Raw genomic sequence first — 5,953 nt, 5'->3', positions numbered from 1 at the left:
AAAAACTAGCAATGAAAGGATCTAAATTATTGATTCTCATTCTTTTGTTTGTTTCCATGAGTACTTTGTGGGGACAAACCATTAGTGGAGTATCAGCGCAGTCGCCTGTAGATTTTGCGGCGGATAGTGATTTTTCTGTAGGAGAACTCACTATAAGATTTAATATGCCTACAGGGCAAACCGCAGGTGAGTTGGATGTGAAACTTGCAGCAGGGATAGAGTATATCCCTAATACAGTAACAGCTACAAATGCGACTATAACACTTAAAACAGGTTCAACTGATGCTAATAGGCCTGTCTTTAGTTTTACAAATGCTTCAGGTGCTGTTACTATAAAGCTTAAGCGTAAGGCAATTAAGGCAGTACTTACCAATACAGCTCTTGCTACAGGCTTGAAAGATCAGACTGTCCTTACTATAGGAGGGGTATCAACTAACCCTGCTAAAGAGTCAAACCTTTACCAGCTACAACGTCCTACCCTAACGGTACAGCTACCTGTTACAGCAAGTGACGCATTGGGAGTACGTACGGAAAATTTTGATATTCGTAATACGGGGAATGGAAAGGTGAAGGATGTGTATTTCTCTATCGACTATCCTGAAGATGTAGTAGGTGAGAGTGTCTCCTATAATGGTACACCACTGACACAGGTAGGTGTAGTGCCCGTAGGACTTCCTAATGCAGGTAAGCCTATCTACAAAATCCCAGATGCAAACTTGCTCAATAATCAAAAAGTTACTATTACAGAGAAATATAAAGTAAGCAAATGTACAGGTGGGAGACAAAACACATATTATGCTTACTGGGGCAGCAACCATACAGATATTTTTGAGACACAATTTAATACCAAAAATATTACAGTAAGTACAGGTACTCCTATTATTAACTATGATGGTAACAGTACATTTACCTATTTTGAATGGAAGGATGGCTTCTGTGGTAATGTATTGGGGACTTTCTATGTGCGTTATAATAATAATGCCGCTACGGATAAAGGAATTGCTTATAATTTAGAAATCAGACTTTTAGATGAAGAAAATTCAGTACAATTTTCAAACTATGAGCCAGATAACATACGCTTGATAGCCAGAGATGGGACAACTGTTTCACTTCCTGCCACTGTAGGTCCCTCTGATAGGCGACATATAGTACTTACTAATTTGGCAGCACTCTCAACCACTTCTTTAGCAGGTAAAGATGTAGGGCTTACCGATGAAGATGGAGATGGGTTCAAGGATGACTTTAAAAAGGGCGCTTATTTCCAGATAGCTTTTGATTTGAAAAAGAAAGCAGGTGTAAGATGCTTACAACCAGGCAGAGGTACTAATGCGATGTTTAGCGTGCAACCTTCTTCTTATATACTATATGATAATGTATGTACAGGAGAACGTATATGGTCAAACTTACATTCTATCCATCACAATACCTTGCGTGTGTATTTCAATGGGGTGAACGATGCCTCCAAGCTACCTGTGCAGTTGGTACAGAATGTATCTTCGGCAGGGTATATTTCCCCTGGTATGAACTGGCCTTCACTTGTGGCCAATCAAAAATTAAAAAATGGTAACACAACAAATAATGAGCGTAAATTCAAGTATGTAGTAACCACCCCTGCAGGGATAAAACTACAAAATGTAAAGCTCTATCGCAAAACAAATATTTTTGGTGCTTCCACAGAAAGACCTGTTGATCAGTCAGATGTAGCACCAGGAACAACAGCTACCTTTGTTACAACCAATACTTCTTCTGATCCAGATTTTACACCAGGTTACCTTAGCTTTGATGCTTTGTTACAGAATTGTAATGGGGCTACGGCACCTATTACCTATTCAGTATATCTGATGCTTAAGAATGGAAATAGTTCTTATTGTGATATACCTTTGGTATGTAATCAAACAGTTAATATACCTACTATCTGTGATTCACCTTGTTCTATACAAGGCCCAAGTATTCTTAGTACAGTGGTGGAGCGTGCAGACAATTCGTATGGTTGGAAAGATCATAATATGAATGCAAGACAAATACGAGCCAATGTATCACCATTGGAGCGTATGAGAGCACTTTACTTAGATGATATAGAGTTTATCTCTCAGGGGAGACAACATACTTCTGCAACAGCCAATAACCTTTTCTATTATGTAAAGGTAGAGAACACAGCTGAGTTAGAGCCTAAAGGAATAAGCCTCAAGGTAAATGGAGGGGCTGTACAAAGCTTTACAGCAACAGCTACCAATCCTGCAAGAGGAACCAATGCGGCAGGTAAGAAGTTTTTCCGTTGGGATCTTACCACACTGTTGCCATCAAGGACACTTGCAGCAGGAGCTACTTTTACAGCAGTGGCAACCTACCAAGTAAAGAATGCTAACACAGCTAACAGCTATGAACGAACTGTGGATGTACAATCAGGTATAGAATCATTCTTCTATACAGTTAATAATCTTGATACAGATACAGCCATTGGCACAGAGGGGTATCATACAGCCCAAAAACACTGTGGTGCGAACTTAACGCCTGTATTCTATATAGCTGAAACAAGACATTTGTTAGCTACCAACCGTTATACACAGTTGGCAGGTTGTAGTGCAGCACCTTTAGGGTCTAACCTTGTCTATGGAGCACGTAGGTTCAAGCCAGGAGGGTCTTATTTTTCACAAGAATTCCGTCCTGCACGTCTTATCAAGAAGATAACAATGCGTATGCCAAGTGCTTATCGCATAAAGAATATAGAGTATACTTATGCCACAGCAGTAGGACAAACTGCTGCTGCTACAGTGGATATGAATAACCTTGCGGTAGCCGACGATGGTACGTGGAAAACCTATACCTATATAAACCCTGCTAAGGGACACTCAGGACACTTACCTGCTGGTATGCTCACCGTAGAGAATGAATATAATGAGTATATCAAACCATTTATACAACCTTCTTGCAAGTCTAAAACGGTAGATGGCAATAAAGCTGAAGTGCAGCAAGATAATGACGCCTTGGCTATGCAAGAGAAAATAGATACTAATATAGAATATGACGATTTCTATTATCACTATGCAGAGACAACCCAGAGCGCTCCTGCTACAGATTATCTAAATGATCGTCCTATTCTCTTTAGAGAAAGTGATAAACCAGAAATCAAGATTGATGCTATATCCTCCCTAACAGTAAAAGCTAATAAGCGTGAGATGGAGGCTACCTTTAAGTTAAGCAATACCAAGAACCAAGATGCACCTTATGGCTGGATCTCTATTCCTGAGGTAGTAGGTATAGAAATCATCTCTTTGGAGGAAACCACAGGAGGTGGATATACTTATACACCACAGGGAAGTATCGCAGGGGAGAAGATGTTCTTCCTCAGCGATAAAGGTGATGAAGGTAAGATCGTGAGAAATACCCAACGCCAGTTCAAGCTCAAGTATAAGGTCACCAGCTGTGCCACAAGCCTGCAGCTCAAAGTATATGCAGGTTGGAACTGTTGGGAAAACCCTACAACAGGTTATCGTAACACTTGTAGTGATAAGTTCATTACCTATAATATAACCGTAGCTAAGAGTAAAAAAGAAATAGCAGCAGCCTCAACTAACCCAGGTCAGGACAAGGCCGATAAGAAAGGAACCATTCCTATGTGTGCGGCTACTTCTTATAGCTATGAGATTAACAGTGCCGAGGAGGGAGACCTTTACGATACCAAGTTAGTTGTAACCCGAGGGGAGGGGATAACATTCTCCAATGTAACGGTAGAATATCCCTTGGCTAGTGGCTTTATCTATCATGTAGGTACAGGAACAGAAAATATTCTCCATACAACAGTAGGAAATAAGGATATCTATGACCTAAGCCATGTGTTGCCTAATGGTAGCTTACTAGGCTCTATCAGTGAACCTATCAATGCTAATAACCGTAAGCTTAAACTTACTTTTGATGTAACTCCTGATTGTAATTTCTCAGCAGGTTCGTCATTTGATATAGAAGTAGAGGGCAACAACCTCTGTGGTAGACCAGCCCTTGGAGATAAGAGCAGTGCCATTTTAGCAGGTATTCAAGGTGTAAATGTGGATAATTATACCATTACTTTAGATCCGCTTACAGAATATAATGACCCGAGATATAACTTTCATAACGCCTCATACTGTGATAATGGTATTATTTATATTACGAAAGTAACTGTAAATTCTCCAGATCCAACATTTGAGATGCTTGATAAGGCGAGATTACGCTTTACCTTACCAGAAGGCTATGAATTAGCTGCTGGAAGAAATGTTTTCAAAGGAAATAGATCTGGATCTTTTGATTGGGATGAACCAGAAAGAGTGGCGAGTGAGGAAAGAACCCTGTCCCAAGGAAGTGAAGTCGTATTGACCGTTCCTGAGAATATGAAAGCAGGAGATTGGTTTATAGCAGGTATTAGAATTAAACAAAAGAATGTCCTTGTTCCTTGTGATCGTCCATTGAAGCTCAAGGCGATTACTACGGATGAGAAGGGAGGCGTTGCTTGTCCTTCATCAGGAAATACCTGTCCTAAACTGCTAGTGAGCACTTCAAGTGAAGTGGAGGTTGCTATCAAGAACGAACGTCCTACCATTTCTATAGAAGACCTTACCACGACTTCTGTAGCTGAAGGAGGTAAGGAAAAGCTTACCATCAAGTATAAGCTAAAGAATGATACAGGAGCCGCTGTCGCGCTTACCAATGGGATGGTAAAAGCTACCCTATATTATGATGCTAATAATAATGGTATAGCCGACTCAGCAGATACTATACTAACTAGCCATACCTCTACAGGTTTGAACTTGCCACAGGGAACTACTTCACCAGAGCAGACTTTTACCTTTGCAGTAGATCAGGATAAGGTATGCCGCTTGCTCTTGGTACTTAAGAATGAGGATAATGTTTGTCTCTGTGGAGATGTAATAGGACAAATCATTCCTCCTACTCAGACATCGGGCTTGATGGATAATATCACTGTTTGTGAAAGTGAAACCAAACAACTTACTTATAGTGTTGCAGGAGCAGACTATATTAGCTATACTTGGACAGGAAAGACTGCAAGTGACAAACTCACTTACCTTTCTGACCGAAATATAAAGGAACCTAATTTCCGCTATACAGGTGCTAAGCTGACAGCAACTACTACCTTTACCTATATATTAAAGGTAAAACGTACCAATGGTTGTGAGGCTACTCAGGAAGTAAAAGTAATTGTACAACCCGCACCAAGTATTACGACTCAACCAGTAGAGCCATCATCTTATTGTGTAGGAGACCCAGCTACAACACTTACAGTGGTAGCCGATACCCACGGCTTGGCAGGAACATTGTCCTATCAGTGGTATAAAAATACTATCAATAGCACTACAGGAGGTACTCCAGTAGGTACGAATGCGACTAACTATACGCCACTGACCACTACAGCAGGTACCCTATACTATTATGTAAAGGTAACCAATAACAGTTGTGGGGAAGCTATTAGTCGGGTGGTGAAAGTAGTGGTAAATGCTATTCCAGCTAAACCGACCTTTACAATAACTGCTGAAAATTGTAGTGCACCTACAATAGTTAAAGTAGCAAACTATGAAGGAGGAACATATACATTCACCAAAGCCGACGGAACACCAGTTACTACAGCTTCGGTAGCTATGGACGGAGTGATCTCAGGGCTTGCAGTAGGCACCTATAAGGTAAAAGCTACCAAAGGTGGTTGTGTGTCTGAGATCTCTGATGTCTTTGAAATCAAGGCAAAGAAACCAGTTCCAGCTAAGCCAACCCTTACATTGACGGCTGAAAGCTGTACAGCACCTACTAAGGTGGTTATCAGCAACTATGTAGCAGGACAAACTTATTGGAATGGAACAGAGCAACTTACAGTAGACACAACAAGTCATGAAATTACAGGTCTTGCAGTAGGTACTTATACTATTACAGCTAAGAATACGGATTGTGAATCGGTGTCTTCAGATAGTTT

General features: G+C 40.6%; 1 pseudogene. It reads left to right on the top strand.

Annotated features, from left to right (window positions below):
- Positions 1 to 11 precede the first annotated feature (11 nt).
- Positions 12 to 5,953 (top strand): annotated as a pseudogene (locus tag RYK20_RS10505) (gliding motility-associated C-terminal domain-containing protein); the annotation flags it as partial.

Origin of the sequence: uncultured Capnocytophaga sp. (assembly GCF_963525585.1) — a bacterium.
Lineage (GTDB): Bacteria > Bacteroidota > Bacteroidia > Flavobacteriales > Flavobacteriaceae > Capnocytophaga.
The sequence above is the reverse complement of the archived record's forward strand: the minus strand, read 5'-3'. Positions and strand labels throughout refer to the sequence as shown.